The organism is Peribacillus sp. NPDC096447 (genome assembly GCF_044762725.1).
GTDB lineage: Bacteria > Bacillota > Bacilli > Bacillales > DSM-1321 > Peribacillus.
The window spans coordinates 635,943-661,503 of the sequence record NZ_JBIWEV010000002.1; the positions used below are offsets into that span (position 1 = coordinate 635,943).

The following is a 25,561-nucleotide window of genomic DNA, read 5'->3' on the forward strand; positions in this document are numbered from 1 at the left end:
AGTAAATTGAACGAATCGATCGAATCGATTTATCTAGGATTTCGCCCCATGATCCTCCATTTCATTGAGCCTTGGAAGAATGGAGCGGGAAGGTACCGGGGATGTCAAAACCACGGATGTATTCAGATGTCCATAGGGTATCAATCGATCTATCAGTAATCTCATGCTGTCCATATCAGCTAAAGCCGCTTTCAAAAAATATCCAACTGTTCCTGTTACACGATGGCATTCGATAATGTCTAAATCGTTTTTCACCAATGTCTCAAAATCGGAAACAGCGACCTTAAGTTCACTCACCTGAATGAACACAAGTACACCCCTTCCTATTGCCAGAGGTGAAACTCTTGCGCTGAACCCCTCAATGATCCCCTTTTCTTGCAGGCGATACATACGTTCAGAGATGCTAGGTCGACTGAGAGCCAATTTCTTCGATAGTTCACTAATCGTAATGCGTCCATCTCTTTGTAAAAGTTCCAGTAACCTGACATCTATTTCATCCATGAAGCAACCGCCTTTCATAATGAAGGAATATAAGCATATATTTCTTTAAAATGTTGTATGGATAGCAATAAATACATTCTTTTTTGTATGTAATTTTACCAGTTAATATTCTATCATTAAAATAATCAAATAGAAAAAGAAAATTCAGAATTTATCAAAGGGAGGAACCTGCATTGACCTTTACGAAAATCCCGGTTCGACAAAACATCGAAAGCATTAGCCCATATGTTTCCGGCAAGCCAATTGAAGAAGTGCAACGTGAACTTGGTCTTGAAACGGTCGTTAAATTGGCATCCAATGAGAATCCATACGGTTGCTCAACTCTAGCAAAAGAAGCCATGCTTACCGAAATGGAGCAAACCTCCTTTTATCCTGAAGGTATGGCACCGGCATTAGCTGAAAAGCTGGCAAGGAAATTGAATATCAATAAAGATCATATCATTTTGGGAAATGGTTCTGATGAAGTGATACGTTTGTTAACAAGAACCTATATTCAACAAAGTGATGAAGTCATCATGGCTGATGTGACATTTCCACGGTATGAAACGAATGTATTGATTGACGGCGGCACACCTGTAAAGATACCTCTTATTAATGGTGTACATGACCTGCAGGGTATGCATGAGGCCATAACAGAAAAAACAAGAATGATATTTGTCTGTAATCCCAATAATCCAACAGGAACGATCGTTCAACAAGAAAAGTTGCGCTCTTTTATCGAGAAGGTGCCAAAACATATTTTGCTGATCGTTGATGAAGCATACTATGAATATGTCGAAGATGGAGAATATTTAGAAACCTTGCCACTTCTAAATATGCATTCAAATCTGGTTATCTTACGCACTTTTTCTAAGATTTATGGCCTGGCTGCATTAAGGATTGGATACGGTTTAATGGATGCATCCATCATACAAGAGCTAGTTAAAGTGAAGGAACCCTTCAATACCAACCGTTTAGCACAGGCTGCGGCATTCGCTTCCCTCGACGACCATCCATTCGTTGAGAAATGTGTTCGTAAGAATGAGGAAGGAAGAAGATATTTAGAAAACGAACTAAGCAAGATGGGATTAACATTCTTCCCTTCACATGCCAACTTCTTGATGGTCAAATTGAACCAGCCTGGCAGGGAAATTTTTGAGAAGTTATTAATTCAGGGTGTCATCATCCGTTCAGGTCATTTGCTGGGCTATGAAAATACTATCCGCGTGACCATAGGCACTCCGCTTGAAAACGAGAGATTCATAGCATCCTTACAACATATAATCAATAAAACGTCTGGTGCATGACCGATTGAAATGAAGTTGCTGTATATCAATGATCATTAATGGAAGATACGACATGGACGCCTTTGCCCATGCCGTATCTTTTACGTGGATTTATTTAGCAATATCCTTTTCAATTATAGGTGCTTCCTGTGCATCCACACTTTTAAATTTAAAAATCGAAATCGAGATTAATACAGCCAACACAATCAGGCAAGCAATGATACTGATCCGATTCTGTTCACTGAACACGAACGTGACACAAATGATGCTTAAGGTGATTACGGTAAACAAGGTTACATATGGAAAGCCCCACAATTTAAAACTCGGAGCCTTGGGATATGAATTGCGAAGTTTTAGCTGCGCTAAACAGATGCTGATCCATACAAGTGATACTACAAAACCCGGAAACGCCATTAATAGAGTAAATGCCTGGTCCTGTGCAACGAAAGTAATCATGGAGCCGACGACCAATACAACTGCACTTAATATCAAACTATACAATGGAACGCCATTTTTTGATACATAAGAGAACGACTTGGGAGCTTCCCCTTCTGCAGCTAAAGAATGCAGCATTCGGGTACACCCATATATTCCAGAGTTAGCGGCTGATAAGACGGCCGTAATCAAAATGAAATTCATGATATGTGCGGATCCCTGAAAACCTGACATTGACAAAACTTGTACAAACGGACTTGCCTGGTCGCTAATTTCGTTCCACGGAATCAAACCGCAGATTACAAGTATCGGTAAGGTGAAAAATAATACGACTCTCCAAATATAGTTTTTAATGACCTTCGGTAAAATGCGTTCCGCATCCTTTGCTTCCGTTACCGTCACCCCTATTAACTCGGAACCGCCATACGAGAACATGACGATCAGTAATGCCGAAAAGATGGACATCCACCCATTTGGGAAAAACCCTCCATGCCCTGTGAAGTTTTGCAGATAATTATCTCCGCCGCTTGGGATGACTCCAAATAAAATACAGGCTCCCAATATGATGAATAAGATGATCATTGTAATTTTGATGCCAGCAAACCAAAATTCGAATTCACCATAATTTTTGACATTCATCATGTTAATCCCAATGATGAAAGCCGCACACCCTAAACTTAATACCCATAGCGGGATTGCCGGTAGCCAATACTGCAAGAAGCTTCCTGCCACCACTACCTCAATGACACATACGGACAGCCACATGAAACAATACATCCAGCCTACGATGAAGGAAAAGCGCTTGCCGAATGCTTTCTGAACGAAACCCTTCATATTCGTATTTGGATAGACAATTGCCATTTCTGCTATAGCACCCATGACTACAAGCAGTAATAATCCTGCAAAAATATAAGTGAATATGACTCCTGGCCCTGCTAACGATATGGTTTCGGCACTTCCTTTAAAAATCCCAGTACCTATTGCCCCTCCCATTGCCATCATGCTAATATGCCGCGGCAATAATTTCTTTTGCAGTGACCCACCATTTGACTCCATTACATATGCCTCCTTCATTCCATAATTTTCCCATATAAAAAATTAAACCCATTTTAATCGTTGAATGGCGAATAAATCAGTTATCTCATCAACCTTTATGGTTTAGGAGTGGAAGGATGCAAAGCCTTCTTGAAAACTCTTCTCATACTTCCCCAAAGTAAAAATGATATCAATAAGCCGTTAGTTTTACAAGAGGAATCATTGCAAGCTAATACTGCTCCCGTTTGGTCAAACGCCGGGTCAGATTTTCGAAATGGAGTGACTTGCTGATAGCCTTGCCTTACGGGGACCAATGACCGGGTTTCTGACTCTATTAAAATGAAACATTCTAATCGGGGACTACATTGGTAATCCCCATGATACATATTCCAATTATGTTATTTATTTACGATGTGAATCGCATGTCCCAAAACTGCCTCAGCCGCTTCCATCCACCCCTCGGTCAAAGTAGGATGAGGATGCATGCTGAGGGCTATATCCTCGACCCGAGCCGCCAGCTCAAGGGCAAGAACCCCTTCACCTATAAGGTTGGAAGCATCAGCACCTACCATATGCATTCCGAGCAATATGTGGCTATTAGCATCCACGATCACTTCAGCAAATCCCTCCGTTTCATTCGTTGCAAGCGCCCTTCCGTTGGCACTGAACGGAAATTTGCCGACCTTGACGCTGTATCCCTGTTGTTCAGCTTCTTCACGGCTTAAACCAACACCAGCTATTTGTGGTTCCGAAAAGATTACATAGGGAACATATGGTGAGTCAACGGCACTTGGCAGCCCCCCTATCACTTCAGCTGCCACGATTCCCTGTTTGGACGCTCGATGGGCAAGAGCCGGACCAGGTGTAGTGTCACCGATGGCAAAGATGTGCGGCACATTTGTACGGCATTCCATATCGACTGCTATATGGCCTTTCTCGCCAACCGTAACTCCAGCCCGATTCAGGCCAATTTCTTCAGTGTTAGGCATCCTGCCAATTGTAACCATGGTCTTTTCGCTCACGACCACTTCCGTCCCCTGTTCTTCCGAGGACACATGAAGATGTACTTGGCCATCCACTACAGTCGCCTTTTCTACCCTCGAGGAGGTTTTGAGATTCATCCCAAGCTTCTTGGCATTCCTTGTGACTTCCTTTACCAGGTTTTCAGCAACTTGGGGGAGTATGCGATTGGCCATTTCAATGATGGTCACTTTAGTACCTAGCTTTGCAAATGCCATACCCAATTCGATTCCGATATATCCTCCGCCAATGATTGACAGGCTTGAAGGAACTTCCTGCAGCTGCAAAGATGATGTCGAATCCAATATATATTCTCCATCGACTTTAATGAAGGATGGAATGAAAGGCCTGGACCCCGTCGCAATAATTGCCTGCTCAAACTTAAAGGTTTCAAAATCACCATCGGTTTCGACTCCAATGCGGTCATCAGATAAAAAGATTGCTTGACCTTTTACCACCGTTACTCCATTTTCCTTACACAAATGGGCAATACCTTGCCTCAATTGAGATGTGATGCCCGCTTTCCAATCCTGCCAAACTCCCAAGTCCATAGTCGTTCTTTCCTGGGGCAGCCGGATTCCCATTTTCCCTAAATCGTTAAGACTTTGGTATTGATCTGCTGCGTGAATTAATGCCTTTGATGGTATACAGCCCCGATTAAGGCATACCCCGCCCAGCTTATCCTTTTCAACAAGCACGACCGATTTTCCTAACTGGCCGAGACGGATAGCCGCAGCATATCCTCCCGGACCTCCCCCCATGATGACAACATCCGTCTCTACAGCAACTTCCCCAACTACCATTTATCTCATCTCCACAACTAAACGAATTGGATTTTCCAGCAATTCCTTGATTCTATTGGTAAAATGCACCGCTGTTACCCCATCAATCAAACGATGGTCGAAAGAAAGTGACATATTCATCATTAAACGGATAACACCTTCCAAATCGCGAACGACCATGCGATGTTCCATTTTATGCAAAGCCAATATGGCCGCTTCCGGATAGTTAATGATCGGGGTTGCGTGCATCCCTCCGATCGGTCCTACATTGCTGATGGTAAATGTACTGCCTGTGATTTGATCTATGTTCAACTTCCCTTCACGGGCTTGGGCTGCCAATCGCCTGATTTCATCAGCCAGTTGGAAAATGGTTTTTTGATCGGCATTTTTTATGACTGGAACAATGAGACCCTCGTTTGTATTCGTCGCAATCCCAATGTGATAATAATTTTTCAGGATGATTTCATTGGTTCTTTCATCAATTGAAGCGTTTAATGTTTTGAACTCCTTTAAGGCGATGACAATGGCTTTAACGAAAAATGGCAAAAAAGTCAATTTAATATCCTTATCATCGGAGTACTCCTTTAATTGATTTTTAAATTCCTTCAATTGGTCCATTTCCAATTCATCTACATGGGTTACATGAGGAATGGTCGAAACCGACTTTACCATATGCTCAGCGATTTTCTTACGAATGCCTTTAAGCGGAATCCGCTCTTCCCGCTCATTTTCCAAACCTTTTGCCTGGATGGCATCCTTCATCGGGGCCATATCTTGAACAATCCTGTCATCAAGCTGTTTGGCATTTTCCCGTGTAAACGAATTATTTTCTTTAAACTGCTTCAGGTCACTTTCGGTAATTCGCCCAGCTGGACCTGAGCCTTTAACCTTCTCGATATCAATCTTCATTTCCCTCGCCAATTGACGCACGAATGGTGTTGCCAGCGCACGCACTGCCTCATGATGCTGTTTAGTCGTAATATGCTCTGCATTCACTTTTACATCGCCAGATTGCACGACTTGGTTTTCTTCTTCAATAATGCCTCTATCCGGAACTGACATATCGTTCTCTTCCTGAATTGTGAAAATTGTGGTTCCCACTTCCACGATATCCCCTTCGGAAAAAAATATCTTCTTGACCACTCCCGCTGCAGGAGCAGTCAATTCTGCATTGACTTTATCCGTTTGCACCTCAACAATGGGTTGATCCTGTTTTACCGCATCCCCTTCTTTGATGAGCCATTGGATAATTTCCCCTTCATGCATCCCTTCCCCTACATCAGGAAGTTTAAATTCCATCATGCGTCATCCTCCTTCTCCCTTAATCACAATTAAAAAGATATCGTTTCGACTATTCCTTGTTTTACACGGTCAACGGTCGGTAAATAATGGTCTTCTATTGTAAATGGTGGAACCGGAACATCAAATCCTGTTACACGCTTAATCGGCGCTTTCAGGTAAATAAGAGCTTCATCATTAATGATGGAGATGATTTCCGCACCTAATCCGGCAGTCTTATGGGCTTCATGGACGATTAATGCACGACCTGTCTTTTTAATGGATTGCACGATCGTATCCCTATCCAGAGGGTATAATGTTCGTAAATCGACCACTTCACACTTCCAACCTTTTTCCGCTTCAATCTTTTTCGCGGCATTCAATGCCTCCCTTAGCATGGCCCCCCATGCAAAAATAGTCAGGTCGCTTCCCTCCTGGACCACTTTTGCTTGACCGATGGGTATTCGGTACATTTCGTCGGGAACTTCTTCCTTAAAGGCCCGATACAATTTAGTCGGTTCCAAAAAAATCACTGGATCTGGATCTTCGAGCGCTGAAATGAGCAGCCCTTTTGCGTCATATGGATTACTGGGTGCAATCACCTTTAAACCCGGAGTATGGGCAAAGAAGGTTTCGACACTTTCGGAATGAAGTTCAGGACCCCTGATTCCGGCACCATATGGAGTACGGATTACGAGGGGCACCCCAAATTGCCCACGAGTACGATATCTCATACGGGCAGCATGGGAAACGAGTTGCTCGAATCCCGGATAAATAAAGGCGAGAAACTGGATCTCCACTATGGGCAGCATTCCGTTAAGGGCTAAACCAATGGCAGAGCCGATGATTCCGGATTCAGCTAATGGCGTATCGACAACTCGATCTTTTCCATACTTCTCATAAAGCCCTTCCGTCGATCGAAAAACCCCGCCATTCACTCCAATATCCTCACCCAAGATCATTACGCGATCATCATGACCCAGCATTTGGTCCAGCGCTTCCGTAATAGCCTGGAGCATCGTTAAATTTTTGCCCATTATTTCTTCCCGCCTTTCCTTAAGATTTGGTTCAATTCCTGCTTCTGTTCCTTTAGATGCCATGACTCCTTTGCATATACATGGTTAAACATTTCGAGCGGGTCGGACTTTGGATACCCTTCGGCTCTTTGAAGGTGAGCATCGATCAGTTCGTTGAATTGTTTTATCACCAATTCCTCCTGCTCTTCATTCCAGTAACCCTCTTTATTCAAATACTTTCTAAGACGTGTTATGGGATCGCGGTTTTCCCTCCAGAACGTTGAAATTTCGTCCTGATCGCGATATATGTTCGGATTGTCTGCAGTAGTATGGGCGCCATAGCGAAAGGTAATGGCTTCGATCAATGTAGGCCCTTCCCCTTTAAGCGCTCTTTCGACAGCCTCCTTTACAGTCAGCCATACTGCAAAAATATCATTTCCATCCACCCTCACTCCATGGATGTCATAAGCAGCAGCCCGCTGGGATATCGTTTTGGAAGCCGATTGCTTTTCAAAAGGCACACTGATTGCGTAGCCATTATTTTGGCAGAAAAAGATTGTCGGGGTTTTATAAACGCCAGCAAAATTCAGTGCCTCATGAAAGTCCCCTTCAGAAGTGGCTCCATCACCAAAATAAGCAATGCTAATATTCTTTTCGCCTTTAAGCTTACTTGCCCAAGCCGTGCCAACCGCATGAACCATTTGAGTGGCAATGGGAACACTTGGAGGCATAATCCTTTTTCCTTCTGGACAAATTGAGCCGTCAAAATGTGCCATCCAGTATAGGAAGACACGGTATAATTCCTGCCCATGAATGATTGCCGCTCCATGATCACGGTATGTGGGAAACATCCAATCCCCTGCCGACAATGCTAAAGCGCTTCCTACCTGTGATGCTTCCTGTCCTTCGAATGGTGCATATGTTCCAATCCTGCCTTGGCGCTGGAGATTAATTGATTTTCGGTCAAATGTTCTGAGCAGGAGCATGCTCTCATACATCTTTAACATAAGTGATTTATCGATTTTTCCATCAATCGTTTCAATGATTTCCCCTTCAGGAGTCAATACGCGAAACATTTCCGGCTCAGTTCCATCTGAATGCGCTTTCATTATTGGGTTTCCCGTCTTTTCCATTTCATTTCTCCCCTTAAGATAGATTTGATTCGCAAACTTACCAAGGTTTTGAACAGTCATGAAATAACAGCCCAAAATGTTTTATTGGTCTCTATGTCTGTGATTAAATGCTGTTTCATAAAATACATTTCCTTATATAAAAGGATAATACATCCAAGTTTTTAATAATATGTTAAATAGAATGAATTTTTTGTATATTACCTTTATTTAGAATATGTTTTCTGAGACTTCACCTTCATTTTGAAAATGAGAACCTTTAATAGGGGTATTTCCATTTATTGCCTACAATTATTGATATGCTTGATCGATTCACGACCTCATCCAAAAAGTATCCAGCACAAAAAAGACCCATTATATAATTATGGGTCTTTTTGCATTTCTAATTGATGGGGGTATTACACGCATCGGGAATATCTCATGCGATAAAAGCATTCCATTCACGGATACCCTACAAACAAAAATGAGAGCTCTATTTTTCAAATGTTCCTTTCACGACTGCTTCACCATCCTTGACCATGATCTGCCCCATCGCTATAACACTATTTATTTCTAAAGTTTGTTTCTTCATTATGATGATATCGGCGTCCTTACCTGCCGCAAGCTGTCCCTTTGCAGAAAGTTTTAAAATGTTTGCCGGGTTGGCCGTCGCAACTCGTATGGCATCGGCAATTGTCACTCCATCCTCAAGGACCGCATCGACAACACAATCATATAAGGACATGCATGTACCAATGTTCAAACCCCGCAGGTTGCCGCTTCCATCGAAGTCAGGCAGGCTGGCTTGTCCATCTGAAGTTATGGTGATGTGCCCGATTTCAACCCCTTCTTCCAGTGCCCTTTTTATTGCTGTACTTGCTTTGACCTCCCCTTCTTCAAGGAACTTCTCGATCGTACTTGTCGTAAAATCGATATACCCCCCTTTTTTTGCATATTCCACCCCTGCATTGAATAAATGCGGATTTCGGTTTATATGTGTAGGATAGAACTGAGTAATCGGTATTTCCGTTGTCTCGACAACTTCTTCAATTACATGCAAATGATCAAGACTGTCCCCGACATGAATGTTGACGATACCGCTTTTCCCGGACAGCAGACCTCCATTACGCGCCTGAGAGGCCAGTTTAGCCAGCTCAGCTGCAGTCGGCTGCGAGGAACGGTGATCGGCAATGGCTATCTCGCCAACACCGATAATTTTATCCACAAGAATCAAATCATCTTCGATCTTACCGGTTAACGTCTTGACTGGAACTTGATAGGAACCAGTCTGAACGAAGCAGCTAATTCCTTCTTCTTCAAGCGCCCTCGCTTTAGCAAGCAGTGCAGGCATCGTCCTTGTCGTTCCATCTGTTCCGATGACCCCTACCAATGTCGTTATACCCGCTAAAGTGGCATCTGTTAAGTGGATTTCAGGAGTCCTCGTTTTAAAGCCCCCTTCCCCGCCTCCGCCGATAATATGTACATGACCATCTATAAAACCCGGAGCCACGATTTGGCCACTCGCATCAATCACCTCCAATTCAACGAAATTGGCAGGTACCTCAATCTTGTCCTCGATGAAGCCAATTTGCTTTCCAACCAAGAGGATATCTTTTTGGCCCATATATTCGGGACCATATAGCTCCCCATTTTTAATAAGTGTGAGCATTCTCCTTCTCCCTTCAAAAATAGAAATTTTCAAATAGGTTTCAAAATCTTTCACTCGGGTAAATATACAACATGACCCGCTAACAATTACATAAAAAGTACCAAACATACTTGTTCATTTTTTTAAAGTTGTAGCCGAATTGACATCTTGATTATGCTTTTCCAAAAGTATAAAAACAAAAGGAGCAAACGACATGAATAAAGTGATTTCTTCTGACATTAAAACAAATAAAAGATTATCCATGCGACAAATCATGAACCTATATCAAGTTACAAAAGAATTTAAAGGGAATATATATTTTATCTGCAACCATAAATTGGTCGATGCCAAGAAACTTTCGACTTTCGTATCCTTTGTGCTCATTCTTCAAGAGTGTGCAACAATGAAAGTCATCCTTGAAGGCGAGAATGTACATGCCATGCTAGAAAAAGTACAGGCTATTTGTAAAGAAAATGATGAAAGTGCATTCGCTTTCCAATCGAACCAAACCGTTCATATTTAAATGATTCCGACTACGTTATGAAGAGGGTGTATAGAAATGAGAACCATTTTAATGGTGATAGGCGCAATCGTCGTGATTGGCATAATAGCAAATCTAATTTTTTAAAATAAATGAAAAACTGTAGCCAAACGCGAGTTTGCCTGCAGTTTTTTTCTTTTAAAAAATTCCATTTGATTTCATCCTGAGCTTTTTTGGAGATTTACAAATTTATTCGACCTTACCCGCTCTTTATCCGGCCGTTCACGGATTTATTCGACCTTACCCGCTCTTTATCCGGCCGTTCACGAATTTATTCGTCCTTACCCGCTCTTTATCCGGCCGTTCACGGATTTTTTCGTCCTTACCCGCTCTTTATTCGACCTTACCTCATTATTCAGACTCCAGAGCATTTATTTTAAGGTCCACGTATTAAATCCGCTCCCTTTCGCCGACAAACTGAGACTGTCAAATGATTGACAGTCTCAGTTTGTTAATTTTATTTAAAGAGGTGTGCCATGCTTCCCTTACCTGAGAATCACCACGGAACCTCCCAGTCCCTCCATTTATTCAAACCGTCCCTAATCTCATTTCCTTTATCAATCCAATATTGTCTCCTTTTCTCCTCTTCTTCCTTTGCCTGTTGCTCAGCTATAAGTGCCTGCTGTTCAGCTATTAGCGGTCCGATATCCTGAGCTTTAAAAGATTGAGCCGCTTGATTCTGTAAAGCTTGCGCCATTATCTTTTGGAAGATGAGTGCACTTCCCTGACTGCTGTGTGTCGTTAGATAATGATTTTCATCCGTCTTATCATATCCAGCCCATACAGCACCGACCAGCGAAGGTGAATAACCGATGAACCATTGATCTTTAACCCCTGATATTCCTTCGATGGGAACTTGTGTGGAGCCTGTTTTACCTGCTATTTCATAACCGGAAACTGCGGCGTTTTTCGCTGTGCCATATTCCACTGTTCCAAGCAGCATGGCATTCATTTTATCGACGACGCCTACAGAGGTCACTTTGGTGCTCTTCTCTTTCCAGGCGGCAACTTCTTTTCCATCGGCATTTTCTATTCTTACAATGGCATGGGTTTCCATCCGTTCACCTTTGTTTGCGAAAGCTGAAAAGGCTCCTGCCATCTGCAGCGGGGACACACCTTTTTCCATCCCTCCTAAAGCGATCGACAGGTTTCGATCATCCTTGTCATATGGAATCCCAAACCGCTTAAGTGAATCAAGCCCCTTATCGATGCCAATCTCATTCAATAGCCAAACCGTTGGTACATTCAAGGAATTCATCACCGCTTCATACATGGGGACTTCTCCTTTATATTCACCACTCAAGTTTGTTGGCTCATATTCACCGAAGCTCATTTTTTCATCCTTTAAAGGGTCAGTGATATCATATCCCTCTTCAACAGCTGGCGTGTAAACGACAAGCGGTTTAATGGATGAACCAGGAGACCTTGTCAGCTGGGTTGCCCGATTATATCCCATGAATTGATGTTCACCTCTCCCGCCGACAAGTGCTTTTATGCCGCCGGTTTCAGGATCAAGGAGGACAGACCCGCTTTGAACCAGTTCTTCTGTACTCGTTCCAACTGGAAAATTAGCTGCATTCTCATACACGGTTTCTGTAGCCTGCTGCATGGATTGGTCCAGAGTCGTGTAAATTTTATAGCCCTTTGAAAGCAGCTCCTCAAGCTCAATTCCATATTTACTCGATGCTTCCGATAAAACATGATCGACATAATAAGGATACTTACCTCTTAATGGATCGGTTTCCTTCTCCCCCATAATAAGTGTCACCGAATCTTTTTTTGCAGCTGCTTCTTCATCTTTCGTTAAATAACCATGTTCCGCCATTCTCGAAAGAACCAAATCACGCCGCTTCACTGCCCCGTCTAAATTCTTGTATGGATCAAGTTTGGAAGGCAAGTTAATGACTCCCGCCAGCAATGCTCCCTCGGCAACGGTCAATTCAGAGACCTCTTTGGAAAAATAAATATTTGCTGCCTTTTTGATTCCCCATGCTCCATGGCCAAAATAGACTTGATTCAAATACATTTCCAGGATTTCATCTTTTGTATATTGATTTTCAACTTCCTGGGCGAGAAAAAACTCTTCTATCTTCCTCTTCAGTGTTCGATCCGATTCCAGCATCGTGATTTTCACAAGCTGCTGGGTAAGTGTGCTTCCGCCTTCAACAACACTTCCAGCCTTCGCATTTTTAACCAAAGCCCGCATAATCCCTTGATAATCTATTCCGTGATGTTCATAAAAACGGTGATCCTCAATGGAAACCACCGCTTGTTTCATATGTTCCGGTATTTCATCTATAGCAACACCTTCGGATTTATTTGCCGTAATCGTACTGGCAAGATTCCCATCCAGATCATAGATTCCTGTCGGTTGCTGAAGCTTATTTTCAAGATGACTTATATCAGCACCCTGCTTGAAATAAAATAGTGAACCGGCGCCTAAAACCACTATCGCCAATATTATAATTAGACCTAATTTCACTAACCCTCTCATTTGTACCCCCATTTTCCCATCTGCGACATGTTTCATTAAAAATATTTTACCCTTTTTATTAAAGAAAACTCGTCGATTGAATAAAAGGCCGAAGCTAGGCGCCCTTTTCTTGTAGTACTTACTCGGATATCGGCACCCTTGATGATATTTCTTCATCGTCTGAGCATGACAACTAATTGAAGGACCAGATTTCATCCTACCATTTTAATTATGCTCGTATCTATCCTTTACCCGTAAATGGCAGTCTATATACAGATAAAGGCGTGAAGCCATTTAAAAGTGGGTATAACACCTTTAAGGTCTTAAAAAGGGGAGAGATGATATTAATGAGGGACTTAAAACATATTGTCGTCGCTTTTGATGGAAATGAAGAGAGTAAACGGGCCGTCGAATATGGAGCCACATTGAAAAAGGCCTTTCCAAAAGCCGAGTTGACCGTAGTTCATGTCCTAAATGATAAGGTTGAACAACGTATCATGGGAGACGCCTCTGCTCCAGGGTTCGTACCTGCTGCCGGATTTTATGTAGATCCAGTCCAGACACATCCTGTTGTTGAAGTTGATCAGCCACGAAATCAAAAGGTAATTGACACCCCTTCCGCCGTCGAGAATAGTATTCAGAACGCAGAAAGTAATACGTTGAGATTGTTAAGTGAATGTCAAGTCAAGGGAAAATTCGAACTATTGGAGGGATATGCGCCAGATAGCGTATGTGACTTTGCAGCAAGAACTTCAGCTGATCTTATCGTTGTCGGCAATAGCGCTAAAAGCGGTTTGGAAAAGTTCTTCCTTGGCAGTACAAGTAGTTCCATTGCGAAAAACGCACCCTGTTCAGTATTCATTGCAAAATGAAAATTGAGCCGGTTCACACTAGTTGAAAGAGGCCGGATTCTTTTAGAGTCCGGCCTTTTTGTTGGGATTTTTCAGTAATACATTGCTGCCCAGCATTGCTTGTATCCAAAACCACATCCCTGCACAGTTCGAACTGTTCACTCTCAGCCTTTTTGGCTCCCCTTTGGAAGTATTTAATTTTCGATCATCGGTTAGAATATTACAATTAAAGAAAATGCACATGTCATCAACACTTGCCATTCCCATTTTATGGCGATAATCTTTCATTTATCCAACTTCTTTACAGACCTTCAATACACCTGCTATTAACCAAGTTAGATGGCTAAATACGACAATTTTTCTATAGACTCACTAAGGTTTGATTTGGTATCTTTATTAAGCCTAATTTACATTGGGGAGGGAATGTGGACATGGATAAACATTCGATTTCAGCTGAAAAAGGCGCTTACATAAGCATCGCCGCTTACATATTCTTGTCTGCTCTTAAATTGTCAATTGGTTATTTCGGTGATTCCAAAGGGCTTTGGGCTGATGGTTTAAATAATACGACCGACATCATCGCTTCCATAGCCGTATTGATCGGTTTAAAAATTTCAAAGAGACCTCCTGATGATAATCATTCATATGGTCATTTACGGGCGGAAACCGTAGCCTCGTTGGTAGCTGCCTTCATCATGATCACCGTGGGCCTCCAGGTTGTATTCAGTGCCATTGAATCCTTCATTCACCAAGATTCAACAACCGTTCCGAGTATGCTGACCGGTTATGTCGCTCTATTTTCTGCAATCTTCATGTACGGAATCTACCGTTATAACTTATCTCTAAGTAAAAAGATCAACAGCTCTTCCATCTATGCCGTAGCACAGGATAATCGATCCGATGCCCTTGTCAGTGTTGGTGCTTTCATTGGAATCATCGGCACCAAGATGGGGATCCCTTGGCTGGATGCGATAGCTGCAGCAGTCGTGGGGGTCATCATCTGCAAAACAGCCTGGGATATCTTTCGTGATGCCTCCATCTCTTTAACCGATGGTTTCGACGAGCAGCTCCTGCAAAAGATCGGACAAACCATTATATTGACAGAAGGTGTTAAAGAAATGAGTGAAATTAAAGCCCGGATGCACGGAAGTGAAATCCTGCTCGAAACTACCGTTCATGTTAACCCTCTTTTGACCGTCATTCAAGGTCATGATATTACGGTTAAAATTGAAGAGAATCTTTTGAAGGAATATAATATCCAGCATGTGATCGTTCACATCGAACCATATGCATTTCATAAAAAAGGTAACCGTCATTAACTTTGCGGATACCTTTTTTTTCTATTTATTCCTTTAATTACTGCAATAAAACGGTGTCAAAAAAAGGTATTTATTGATTGATTGCCGAATATTTATCCAATTGACACATGTTAAAAGAACAGTAATCTGTTATCATGAAAACAGTATGTAATTATTTTGATATTTTGTAATTTTATTCTAATAAAGCACTTTCTGGGTCAAAAGTAAATTCATTTTCCTACAGTATGGAGGGCAAAATGGTATCTAATCGAGAAATGACCATTCACTTTTTATCTTCTCAAAAAACCAGCATCATTTCCAAATGGAAAGATGAGTTGCTGCATTTACCTGACGGATATCTGGGGTATTTTAAAGGAGAAGTGGAAAATATTTTTAATCTGCTAATGGATCAGCTTGGAAAATCGGATACTGAAATAGGCGATGTACTGAAGGTCGTAGGGGAAAAAATTGCGTCTGATCGAGTTAATAAGCAATTGGATATGGAAAATTTCTTTTCCACTGCAACCATCGGGAGATCCATCATCATTGAGTACGTATTGAATTCCGAAGCATCCAAAGAAGAAATATCGGATCAAATTAAGCAAATAAACGTTTACTTCGATAAACTCATTCATTTTGCATTATCCCATTATACCGAATTGAAAACGATGGAACTTGAAGAACGCTATCAATTCATAAGCCCTAACCATAAAGACCGTTTGACGCTACTTGGCCAAATGACCTCAAGCTTTGTCCATGAATTCAGAAATCCACTGACTTCCATCATGGGATTCATACAATTGTTACAGGCAGAACAGCCTGAGATAAAATACCTTGATATCATTTCAAAGGAATTGGATCAGCTCAATTACCGGATCACACAATTCCTTAATATTTCCAAAAAGGAAACTTCAGCATCACCACCTGATCTATTTTCCATTGCTCAGCTTGTAAATGAGGTAATCGAATTTTTATATCCGAGCATCTTGGAAGTAAATGCTTCCATTACATGTAATATTGCCGAGGATGCCGTAATCTCCGGTTCTAAAGAAGAATTCCGTCAAGTTTTACTTAATATTATTTTAAATGCTCTTGATGTGGTTGCAGGGATGCCTTCCCCATCCATTTACATTTCAGGCTCTGAATCACCACCCGGCATTCTTACTTTAAATATTTCGAACAACGGGCCGAAGATACCTGACGACGTTTTGCCGAATATTTTTGAACCATTCATCACCACCAAAAAAAGGGGAACGGGATTGGGATTATTCGTCTGTAAAGAAATCGTTTTAAAGCATCAAGGAACCTTAACCTGCCACTCTACCGATTTCCTAACGACCTTTTCCATACAATTGAAAACTAAATAATGGATAAATAACCTTTTTTACTTAGGTTTTTAGTGTGAAATTTTTGACTGATTGACGTCCAGTTACTTATACTAATAGGTAGGTTCCACTACTAATCGAGGTGAATGATCCTATAGATTGAAAATATAAACCAGCATAATTTTCATACAAGATAGACAAGACTTATTTTTCATCTAACATTTTATACACTAAATATCATTTCATTCATTATTGGTTTTGGGAGGTGACTGGGATAATTAAATCGTTCGGCACATTTTGCGATTCAATTAAGTCCCACACTAATTGGACATATTAAGTTTTTTATTCGTCATTATTTTAATCGCTTTAACGGCCTTTTTTGTAGCTTCTGAATTTTCGATCATAAGGGTTCGCAGCTCCAGGATCGATCAATTGATTGAAGAGGGAAATAAAAAAGCCATTGCGGCTAAGAAGGTTACATCCGATCTTGATGAGTACTTATCCGCGACACAGCTTGGTATTACCGTTACTGCCCTTGGATTGGGGTGGCTAGGACAACCGACCGTCCTCAAATTGGTTGGGCCATTATTCAATGCCTTGAATATCCCTCAAGAAGTCACAAGCATTCTGACATTCGTCATTTCATTTTCACTGATTACGTTCCTGAATGTGGTTGTAGGTGAATTGGCTCCAAAGACGGTTGCCATCCAAAAGGCTGAGCAAGTGGCCTTGGCAATTGCCAGTCCGCTGATATTTTTCCATAAGATAGCCTTTCCCTTCATCTGGGCCTTGAATCATTCTTCCCGATTGGTTGTCGGCTTATTTGGCTTCAAGCCAGCATCCGAAAGCGAAATAGCCCATACGGAAGAAGAATTGCGCTTCATCCTATCAGATAGCTATAAAAGCGGAGAGATTAACCAGTCGGAATTTAAATATGTAAACAACATCTTTGAATTCGATGATCGTGTTGCCAAAGAAATCATGGTTCCAAGGACGGAAATCATGACCATATCCAAAGATGATACGGTACAGGAATTCGTCGATGTCGCCAAATTGGAAAAATACACTCGATATCCTGTTGTCGAAGGTGATAAAGACCATGTCATCGGCTTAGTGAACTTAAAGGAAGTTTTCTCGGATCTTATTAAGAATCGGGAAATCCATATCAAAGCGATAGAAAATTACGCTCGTCCGATCATTCGGGTAATGGAAAATATACCGATTCACGATTTGCTGTTAAAAATGCAAAAAGAACGCATTCATATGGCTATTTTGATGGATGAATACGGCGGAACTTCCGGACTTGTCACAGTCGAGGATATCCTCGAGGAAATCGTTGGCGAAATTCGTGATGAATTCGATATCGATGAAGTTGCCTCGATCAGGAAAATTAAAGATGGACATTATATATTAGATTCTAAACTTCTTGTAAAGGAAGTGAATGATTTACTTGGCATTCACTTAGAAGAAGATGATGTCGATACGATAGGCGGATGGGTCCTTACTGAAAATTATGATGTGAAGGTAGGGGACATCATGGAAAAAGACGGCTTCTGCTTTAAAGTGATTGAAATGGAAGATCACGCCATTCGTTCTATCGAGGTGACAAAAAAGGTCGTACAGCTTCCTCTGGAAGAAGACCTTACCCAAGGATAATGATTAAAAACAGCCACGTAAAAGGTGATTTTACGTGGCTGTTTTTTCGATTGTTCATTTATCGGGAAACCGTCCCATTTTTTTGACCGTTACGATTGGAGGTGTACTCTTTTTTTTCCATAAAATATACAGCATGATAATGATAAAGGAAAAACCAACAGCCGGAATGAGATAAGGTTCCGTTATTTCCCGGATTTGCTTCCAATTCTCACCGAGGATCCTTCCTAAGGTCAGGAACAAGATGGTCCAAGGTATGACAGCCGCAACCGTATAAAATATAAACTTCCATACGGACATCCTCGCAATTCCGGCAGGGATGGAAATGGCATGGCGAACCACTGGAATGAATCGAGCCGTAAAAATCACGCCTACACCATACCTTTGAAACCACTCATCAGCATGTTCAATATGATTTTCTTTAATTAAAATATATTTTCCATACTTCAAGAGAAAGGGCCGCCCTCCATAATAACCAGCCCAATAGAGAAATAGCTGTGCCATCGTCCCGCCTGCCACTCCTGCAAGAACAGCTCCCCAAAAATTCATTTTCCCCAGGCCGACCACATAACCACCGTATCCGAGAACAAGCTCACTCGGGATGATTTCAACCATCAGCCCCAATAAAATCCCCATATACCCCATTTCCGCAAACCAATTCAATATCGTCATAATAAGCTGTGATATCATGCCATCGGACTCCCCTTACCGCTAATTTCAAATTGTTTGTCCTTCTATCCTATTTCAGCTCATGAGGTTCTATTCGATTTTTCATATTCAGCTTCACAATGCATCACATTTAGAATGCACAAAAAAAGACCAGCTGATATGTACTCCGGTCTCATTGCATCAATATTCTTTTAGCTCCCGTTTTGGGGAAAATTGAGAAAAAACAGCTGTGGTGAGTAAGGATGAATCATTTTGTGAAACATTAGTGAAAATCTCCTGGCGTGATTTCGTTTTTTCAATATGAATCCCGAGATTTTTATACTTGTTGATTTTTTGATTATTCATGCTTACCCTCCCTTTCTGCTGTACCGTTATCCTTTAACTTCCCATTTAACGAAGAGATGAAACCTGTTTAAACGATTCATTCAAAAAACAATCAATTGACTTGAATCGTTTGCAGTTGGTGTTCGTGCACTTCGTCTTTTTCAACATGTACCTGCACCTTATAGGTTCCCGATTCTTCGAAAGATACCTTTTTTAGATATGTTCCATTTCCATCTTCTTCAGCTTTGGTAAAATGACTCTCTTCGCTGCCTTCCTTCCAGACCTCGAAATTCACATCTGCATTTGTCAGTGGTTTCCCATTCAATTCAACGGTCGCTTCAAAGTTCGAACTGTTTCCTGCCTTTACAGGATTACTTTGAAACTCGATGGATACATCCGTACTAGGATGAACCGATGCACCTTCACTTTCATGTTCAGGAACGACAACTTCTTTTTCAGGCATTACATGAAGGCCTTTGGCCGTTACATGGGAGACTACAATATATTTGCCTTGTTCTTCAAAAGTATGCATCACTTGATACATGCCACTTCCAGTATTCTTCGCTTCAAGCATTTCCCGTTTATCCTGTCCGGACTTTCTCACTTCAAACAGTACCTCATCAGCTTCATTCACCAATTGGCTTCCCTGTTTCACTGTCGTTTCAAGAATGACTTCTTTTCCAGGTTCCACTTTCCCTTTAATGACAATTGATGCATCCATCGATTCTGGAACAGCACTGTTCACTTCTTTATCCTCTGGCAATTCAGCCTCTTGACACCCAGCCAGCATAATTAACAATGCAGTACACATATAGAGTTTTTTCATATGAACGTCCCTTTACTATTTATTAGACTATAAATCTGTCCTTTTCATATTGCCCATCCTTTCCATTTTTCAGATTTTTATACATAATTCAACACTAAATGGTTCGCATCACGGTGACTGAAGTCAGCATGGCTACCGCGATGATCGTTAAAAATGAATATAAAAAGATTGAAGTCCCCACAACGCTCAATCCGCAAAGCAATACGCATCCATCAATGAAAAAAATCAACAGACCTACATTGAGTCCACTTTTCCTGGAAAGGATCTGTGCCAGCATATCCGTTCCGCCTGTAGAGGTCCCATACCGAAGCATCAAGCCGATTCCAAGCCCAATTAACCCTCCCCCGATTATCGCACTTACATAAATGGGAAGATTCCATCCTGTGACAGCGTCGGAAAAAATGTCGATGCATAAAGAGGAAAAAAGCAAGCCATGCAAGCTGTTCAGAAATAATTTTTTTTCAAAATGCCAAGCATATATATATAATGGAATGCTGCTCAAAATCACACCCAGTCCAGTCGGAAGTCCTATATAGTAATGAAAAATCAGCCCAATCCCTATCATGCCACCATCCAATAAATGATAAGGTATCAGAAAAAAATTGATTCCCACACCTACTAGCATGCTGCCGGCAATGATCGCTGCCATCCTTTCCATGATTTTCATGGCTGCCACCCCCTTTAATCTGCAATTTAAAACTTGTCTTGGTTTCTATAGAATATGTTTGGACCATTCAAAAAATAATGAAACTGATCAATTTTTTATGAAACGGTCCTTAGTTTTCTGAATATTCTATAATATGTTACAATAAAGTAGAGAAAACAGTCAAAAACAGCTAATTATTAGCTCAAACTGATCCTTTACAAGCAATTTACCGGATTTAAGGTGCCGTAAGCTGTTTGACTGAATGATTAACTCTTTCTATAATGAAAGTATTTAAATTAATTAGATTGAGGTGATTTGATGGGGCATTAAAGAATGTTCGTTTTGACGGACGGACGCTGCTTTGCGTAACGGATATGTGCATCCTTTTGGAAAATGGCTGCACTCCTTCAGACAGAAATTCTTCTGTTTCCCGTCTACGCATCGCTAATCGGCATATACTATTATTCTCTTCATCACTAAAAGAAATGGGAGTTCAAGCGGCTGCACATCTATTACCACAGCCATTTTGAAGTAATCCCAAAAATATTCAGCACGGCAAAAAAAATATACTAGTATATTTTAAAAATGTAGGAGGTGTACTCCTTATTCGTCTCGAAGGCGAGTTAAGGGAGACTATTTGGACATAATAAACTTGGTTCTTATTGCCATTTTAATTGCTTTAACAGCATTTTTTGTAGCTACGGAGTTTGCGATTGTTAAAGTGAGAAGCACGAGGGTCGATCAATTAATTGAAAAAGGAACGAGGAATGCTATTTCAGCAAAGAAGGTCATCTCCAACCTGGATGAATACCTCTCAACTTGTCAGCTAGGAATTACCATTACTGCTTTAGGGCTTGGATTCCTTGGAGAACCGACAGTTGAAAACATTTTGAGACCACTTTTAAATCAATTAAATCTTCCGGAGTCAGCTTCACATGTACTCTCAGTTGCAATTGCCTTTTCTTTCATTACGTTCATACATGTCGTTGTTGGAGAATTGGCACCGAAAACATTGGCGATTCAAAAAGCGGAGCAAGTAACATTATTGGTTTCGAAACCTTTAATTGCCTTTAACAAAGTCATGTATCCTTTCATTTGGGTACTGAATGGCTCTGCAAGATCGCTTACAAGAATGCTAGGATTAAAAGCAGTTTCCGAACATGATCTGGCTCATACAGAAGAAGAGCTGCGTATCATTGTTTCCGAAAGCTACAAAAGTGGCGAAATTAACCAATCAGAGTTTAAATATGTGAATAAAATTTTTGAATTCGATGATCGGATCGCAAAAGAAATCATGGTTCCACGTACAGAAATTGCAACGGTATCCAAAGATGATACGATCCAGCAGTTTTTCACCGTTATGGCGGAAGAGAACTTTACACGATATCCTGTCATTGACGGTGATAAGGATCATGTTATCGGAATGGTCAATATCAAAGAGCTATTCACTGAAATGATAGACAAGAACAATCAGGCAGCGTCAACGATCGAGCGATATGTTCGTCCGATCATCCGTGTCATTGACAGTATCCCCATTCACGATTTACTTTTAAAAATGCAAAAGGAACGGATCCACATGGCTATCCTCATGGACGAATACGGCGGTACGTCAGGGTTGGTGACCGTTGAAGATATCCTTGAAGAAATCGTTGGCGATATCCGCGATGAGTTCGACCTGGATGAAGTGCCGGATGTCCGTAAATTAAAAGAAGATCACTACATCATCGATGCCAAGGTATTAGTCAGTGAAGTGAATGACTTACTTGGATTGGATATCAATGATGAAGATATTGATACGATGGGCGGATGGATCCTTACCGAGAATTACGATGCCAAACAAGGTGATATCCTGACTTACGGTCCTTATAACTTTAGGATAAAGGAAATGGAAGATCACCATATTCGTTATATTGAAATATATAAACAAGTAAAAGTCGTAAGTGAAGTAAAAGAATTCCCGATCATATCACAAACCGAAATCGTTTCATGATAATAACCCCCGTTCCTAAAAGACAATAGGATCGGGGGTTATTTTTTTCAACTGGTACATGAAATAAAAGAAATACATATTATATAAAACCTGCTGCTTTTAACATTGAATGATTACATGAAGTATAGTTCTACCTTAATTGTTTCATACTGTTAAAAAAGCGATACTTTTTGAAGGAGTGAGGAATCTTGAAACTCATAACCATTTGCCAGCACTGCAAAGGGAAAGGGAAAACCCGTTATCTGCAATTCTTTTCCCGGGACTGCAATCATTGCAACGGTCAAGGTAAAGCGGTAAAAGATATGTCAAATTTAAGAAATCAGGCAAAAAACATCTAATAATCTTTCATATTTTGAAATTGGTTTTGATGACACCTGCCCTCTTTAACGTATCATAAACAATCAGTATCGAAGGTCCAAGGAAAAGCCCAATGAAGCCAAGCATCTTAAACCCTAAGTAAAGACTGATCAACGATGCCAATGGGCTCAACCCCATATTTGCTGAATAGATTTTTGGTTCGATTGTCCTTCTTATGATGGTAATGACCAGGAAAAGGATGATGAGGCCAATACCTAGATGATGGTTTCCTTGAGCCCAAACGATTACTGCCCAAGGAACCAGCACAGATCCCGTCCCCAAGATAGGAAGAATGTCCACAACTACTATTAAGAGTGCCAATGGAATCGTATACTTCACTTTTAACAACCATAGCCCTCCATATGCCATGATGAACGTTATTAAACTCAACGTGATTTGTGCCTTGATGAAGCCTACGGCTGCCATACTTAAATCTTGATAAACTAGCGAAATCTTTTGATAGGTGGATGTCTTCAAATAAAGGACTGCCTTTTTTCTTAACTTTGGCAATTCAAGACTAAATAAGAATAAAGCGATTAAGTAAATTAAAAAGTCAATGAAAAATCCCGGAATGAGTGTAACGAATTGAACCATATCCTGAACAAAGCCCTCTGTGAACCCTTCCAGAGCCATGACTCCCTTTTCCATCGTTTGTTCTATTGATTGAATGAGATTTGGCGGTAAAGTTTGGGAATACCTTTCCCATTGCCTAATGACTGGCAATATAGCCGTCAAATACACTTCACGTATGAAACCGGGAAATTCTTCCGAATAGACAATGACCTTCTTGATTAATACCGAAAAGGAAAAATAAGTGATGCTCATAAGCCCGCCTACATATAAAACAAATGAAATCAATACTGCCCAAAAACGATGCAGCTTTGCCGTTTCACCAATCATACGGACCAATCCATCCAAAAGAATGGCGGTGAGCAACGCTAAAATCAAAGCCCATGAATAGGGAATGACGATTACTATGACTAAAAGGAGAATCCCCCTCCAAAACCAGCGAAAAAAGACGGCGAAATTCACTGAACAAACCCTCCTTGCACTTTCCTGTTCTCCTTATATTTATGAAATGGGATTACATATATTTCGCTTATACGTTTTATTTTCTCAATAAGGGGAAAAAGAGATACAAAGAGATGGAGGGATTGACATTGGATAATAAAGATAAAGAAAAGTATCTTGAGGAGCGTAATGATAAATCCAAGGCCTTCAAGAAAGATCAGGAAAAACAGCTGGAACGTGATCAAGTGGTCATGCCCATTGATGATTTACCAATTGATGAAATTAAATATGAACAACAAGAAGAACGAAATAAAAAAGAAACAAAGCACCGCTCCACCAGCGAGAAATTTTAAACAAAAACCAGCCACTTTAAAGGCTGGTTTTTGTTTGCAGGATAGACTGCATTCAGTTTCAAGGTGAGGTGTCGTATTGATTTTTCTCTGCGGCACTTTAGTACTTGCTAATAGAATATTTGAAGGAAAAAAATATTTTTTTCCTTCAAATATTACAGTTAGTAGACAAAAGGGGTTCGGAAAACGTATTTTTCATTAAATGATGTACCGGCACCAGCTGCCCCCAAAGCAACACCTTCAACTCCTCAAGTATGGTTTCTAACTAAATGTTATAACAAAGTTGATTGGAGCGGGTGTACGAGACTCCTGCGGGAAAAGCGCGTCCAAGGGAGACCCCGCAGGTGCAAGCCGAGGAGGCTCCCGGATCGCCCGCGGAAAGCGAGTGCCTGGAGCGGAAATAAACGCCCAAATGGACACCCCATAAAAAACTGTAGGCAAACTCGAATTTTCTATAGTCTGAAATATCTCCCATCATATATTAGGGTTCTTCTTGTGATTGTGCTTATGCTTCCCCGTTGTTATTTGATGATTTGGGAAGACTGAGCTTTCCATCAATTCATTCATATTGCCAGTATTTTTCCCTTTCCCGCATTGCTTCCAAAAATAAACATTGACTGAAATAAATGATTCTTTACAATAGACTTTTAAGAATTAAAGAATATAATGGACTGGTCGACCATTATAAAGGAGAATCATATGACGAACCCTACTCAATTATTTCATCAATATTTACAAGTATCGAGATCATTAGTAAGCAAAATGAATGAACAAATTACAGCACTTGAAATTTACCATAATCAATGGACAATCCTGAATTACTTAAAGAACTGTGGCTATTCCACAATCCCCGATATTTGCAGTTACTTGGATGTAGATAGTGTTATCATCACACGTTCGGTCAACAGTATGGAACAGAATAATATGATTAAACAAGTTCCTGGAAAAGATGAACAGGAAAAACGAATCGAACTGACCCCCCGGGGCAAAGAGGTACATACAAAATGTCTTAAGATTGCCGAAAAAATCGAAGGGAAAGCCCTGGAAGGCATTACTGAAGAAGAACAGGAAGTATTTTTCCAGACGGTCCTTAAAATCCTCAATAATATAAGAAACTAAAATGGGTATCTTATATCATTGTTGAATGGAAGCAAGGCC

General features: G+C 40.9%; 23 protein-coding genes. 9 read left to right on the forward strand and 14 right to left on the reverse strand.

The window, feature by feature from the left end; genetic code table 11:
- Positions 1-33: 33 nt before the first annotated feature.
- On the reverse strand, positions 34-501 hold the full coding sequence (locus ACIQZD_RS10045; RefSeq protein WP_402901397.1) for an Lrp/AsnC family transcriptional regulator: 468 nt from the start codon (positions 499-501) through the stop codon (positions 34-36).
- Between the two features lie 173 nt (positions 502-674).
- On the opposite strand from ACIQZD_RS10045, the gene hisC reads away from it, so the two are divergent.
- On the forward strand, positions 675-1,787 hold the full coding sequence (hisC, locus tag ACIQZD_RS10050; protein WP_402901400.1) for a histidinol-phosphate transaminase: 1,113 nt from the start codon (positions 675-677) through the stop codon (positions 1,785-1,787).
- A 90-nt stretch (positions 1,788-1,877) separates the two neighbouring features.
- Here the strand turns inward: hisC and ACIQZD_RS10055 are convergent, their stop codons facing one another.
- From ACIQZD_RS10055 to iadA, 6 genes are all read right to left on the reverse strand, one after another.
- Positions 1,878-3,257, reverse strand: coding sequence for an amino acid permease (locus tag ACIQZD_RS10055; RefSeq protein WP_402901403.1), 1,380 nt, complete (start codon positions 3,255-3,257; stop codon positions 1,878-1,880).
- A gap of 377 nt (positions 3,258-3,634) precedes the next feature.
- Complete coding sequence (gene lpdA / locus ACIQZD_RS10060; protein ID WP_402901408.1) at positions 3,635-5,059, reverse strand: dihydrolipoyl dehydrogenase; 1,425 nt, start codon at positions 5,057-5,059, stop codon at positions 3,635-3,637.
- Complete coding sequence (locus ACIQZD_RS10065; RefSeq protein WP_402901411.1) at positions 5,060-6,340, reverse strand: dihydrolipoamide acetyltransferase family protein; 1,281 nt, start codon at positions 6,338-6,340, stop codon at positions 5,060-5,062.
- Between the two features lie 29 nt (positions 6,341-6,369).
- On the reverse strand, positions 6,370-7,353 hold the full coding sequence (locus ACIQZD_RS10070) for an alpha-ketoacid dehydrogenase subunit beta (protein ID WP_402901414.1): 984 nt from the start codon (positions 7,351-7,353) through the stop codon (positions 6,370-6,372).
- Positions 7,353-8,465, reverse strand: a complete 1,113-nt coding sequence (gene pdhA / locus ACIQZD_RS10075) for a pyruvate dehydrogenase (acetyl-transferring) E1 component subunit alpha (protein ID WP_402901417.1) — start codon at positions 8,463-8,465, stop codon at positions 7,353-7,355. The genes ACIQZD_RS10070 and pdhA overlap by 1 nt, the downstream gene beginning before the upstream one ends.
- Positions 8,466-8,934: 469 nt before the next feature.
- Entirely contained in the window at positions 8,935-10,110 is a 1,176-nt protein-coding gene (gene iadA / locus ACIQZD_RS10080) for a beta-aspartyl-peptidase (RefSeq protein WP_402901420.1), read from the reverse strand.
- A gap of 193 nt (positions 10,111-10,303) precedes the next feature.
- Between iadA and ACIQZD_RS10085 the strand changes: the two genes are divergently transcribed.
- A complete protein-coding gene (locus tag ACIQZD_RS10085; RefSeq protein WP_402901423.1) occupies positions 10,304-10,612 on the forward strand; it encodes a hypothetical protein in 309 nt (102 codons plus the stop codon).
- A 514-nt stretch (positions 10,613-11,126) separates the two neighbouring features.
- Here ACIQZD_RS10085 and ACIQZD_RS10090 read toward each other — a convergent pair.
- A complete protein-coding gene (locus ACIQZD_RS10090; protein ID WP_402901426.1) occupies positions 11,127-13,160 on the reverse strand; it encodes a transglycosylase domain-containing protein in 2,034 nt (677 codons plus the stop codon).
- Positions 13,161-13,450: 290 nt separating this feature from the next.
- On the opposite strand from ACIQZD_RS10090, the gene ACIQZD_RS10095 reads away from it, so the two are divergent.
- The gene (locus tag ACIQZD_RS10095; protein WP_402901429.1) at positions 13,451-13,975 is read left to right on the forward strand and encodes a universal stress protein; all 525 of its coding nucleotides are present in this window, start codon (positions 13,451-13,453) and stop codon (positions 13,973-13,975) included.
- Between the two features lie 42 nt (positions 13,976-14,017).
- Here the strand turns inward: ACIQZD_RS10095 and ACIQZD_RS10100 are convergent, their stop codons facing one another.
- Positions 14,018-14,242, reverse strand: coding sequence for a hypothetical protein (locus tag ACIQZD_RS10100; protein ID WP_402901432.1), 225 nt, complete (start codon positions 14,240-14,242; stop codon positions 14,018-14,020).
- Positions 14,243-14,385: 143 nt separating this feature from the next.
- Between ACIQZD_RS10100 and ACIQZD_RS10105 the strand changes: the two genes are divergently transcribed.
- The 3 genes from ACIQZD_RS10105 (at position 14,386) to ACIQZD_RS10115 (ending at position 18,233) form a co-directional block, all read left to right on the forward strand.
- On the forward strand, positions 14,386-15,273 hold the full coding sequence (locus ACIQZD_RS10105) for a cation diffusion facilitator family transporter (protein WP_402901435.1): 888 nt from the start codon (positions 14,386-14,388) through the stop codon (positions 15,271-15,273).
- Between the two features lie 236 nt (positions 15,274-15,509).
- Positions 15,510-16,619 (forward strand): histidine kinase N-terminal domain-containing protein, encoded by a 1,110-nt coding sequence (locus ACIQZD_RS10110; RefSeq protein WP_402901438.1) that lies wholly within the window; start codon positions 15,510-15,512, stop codon positions 16,617-16,619.
- A 282-nt stretch (positions 16,620-16,901) separates the two neighbouring features.
- Entirely contained in the window at positions 16,902-18,233 is a 1,332-nt protein-coding gene (locus tag ACIQZD_RS10115) for a hemolysin family protein (RefSeq protein WP_137019416.1), read from the forward strand.
- Between the two features lie 54 nt (positions 18,234-18,287).
- Here the strand turns inward: ACIQZD_RS10115 and uptA are convergent, their stop codons facing one another.
- The 4 genes from uptA to ACIQZD_RS10135 all read right to left on the reverse strand — a co-directional run bounded on the left by uptA (position 18,288) and on the right by ACIQZD_RS10135 (position 20,716).
- A complete protein-coding gene (gene uptA / locus ACIQZD_RS10120; RefSeq protein WP_402902068.1) occupies positions 18,288-18,917 on the reverse strand; it encodes an undecaprenyl phosphate transporter UptA in 630 nt (209 codons plus the stop codon).
- A gap of 162 nt (positions 18,918-19,079) precedes the next feature.
- Positions 19,080-19,244 carry a hypothetical protein gene (locus ACIQZD_RS10125; protein WP_402901442.1) on the reverse strand — a complete coding sequence of 55 codons (165 nt, stop codon included), beginning with the start codon at positions 19,242-19,244 and terminating at the stop codon, positions 19,080-19,082.
- A 91-nt stretch (positions 19,245-19,335) separates the two neighbouring features.
- Positions 19,336-20,049 carry a FixH family protein gene (locus tag ACIQZD_RS10130; protein WP_402901445.1) on the reverse strand — a complete coding sequence of 238 codons (714 nt, stop codon included), beginning with the start codon at positions 20,047-20,049 and terminating at the stop codon, positions 19,336-19,338.
- A gap of 94 nt (positions 20,050-20,143) precedes the next feature.
- On the reverse strand, positions 20,144-20,716 hold the full coding sequence (locus tag ACIQZD_RS10135) for a YitT family protein (RefSeq protein WP_402901448.1): 573 nt from the start codon (positions 20,714-20,716) through the stop codon (positions 20,144-20,146).
- A 616-nt stretch (positions 20,717-21,332) separates the two neighbouring features.
- Between ACIQZD_RS10135 and ACIQZD_RS10140 the strand changes: the two genes are divergently transcribed.
- Positions 21,333-22,685 (forward strand): hemolysin family protein, encoded by a 1,353-nt coding sequence (locus tag ACIQZD_RS10140; protein WP_402901451.1) that lies wholly within the window; start codon positions 21,333-21,335, stop codon positions 22,683-22,685.
- Between the two features lie 345 nt (positions 22,686-23,030).
- Here the strand turns inward: ACIQZD_RS10140 and ytvI are convergent, their stop codons facing one another.
- The gene (gene ytvI / locus ACIQZD_RS10145) at positions 23,031-24,074 is read right to left on the reverse strand and encodes a sporulation integral membrane protein YtvI (RefSeq protein ID WP_402901454.1); all 1,044 of its coding nucleotides are present in this window, start codon (positions 24,072-24,074) and stop codon (positions 23,031-23,033) included.
- Positions 24,075-24,202: 128 nt separating this feature from the next.
- Between ytvI and ACIQZD_RS10150 the strand changes: the two genes are divergently transcribed.
- Together ACIQZD_RS10150 and ACIQZD_RS10155 are read left to right on the forward strand one after the other, a co-directional pair.
- On the forward strand, positions 24,203-24,406 hold the full coding sequence (locus ACIQZD_RS10150; protein WP_352922219.1) for a hypothetical protein: 204 nt from the start codon (positions 24,203-24,205) through the stop codon (positions 24,404-24,406).
- A 696-nt stretch (positions 24,407-25,102) separates the two neighbouring features.
- Positions 25,103-25,522: a MarR family winged helix-turn-helix transcriptional regulator gene (locus tag ACIQZD_RS10155; RefSeq protein ID WP_034314851.1), complete on the forward strand. Its 420-nt coding sequence runs from the start codon at positions 25,103-25,105 to the stop codon at positions 25,520-25,522.
- Positions 25,523-25,561 lie beyond the last annotated feature (39 nt).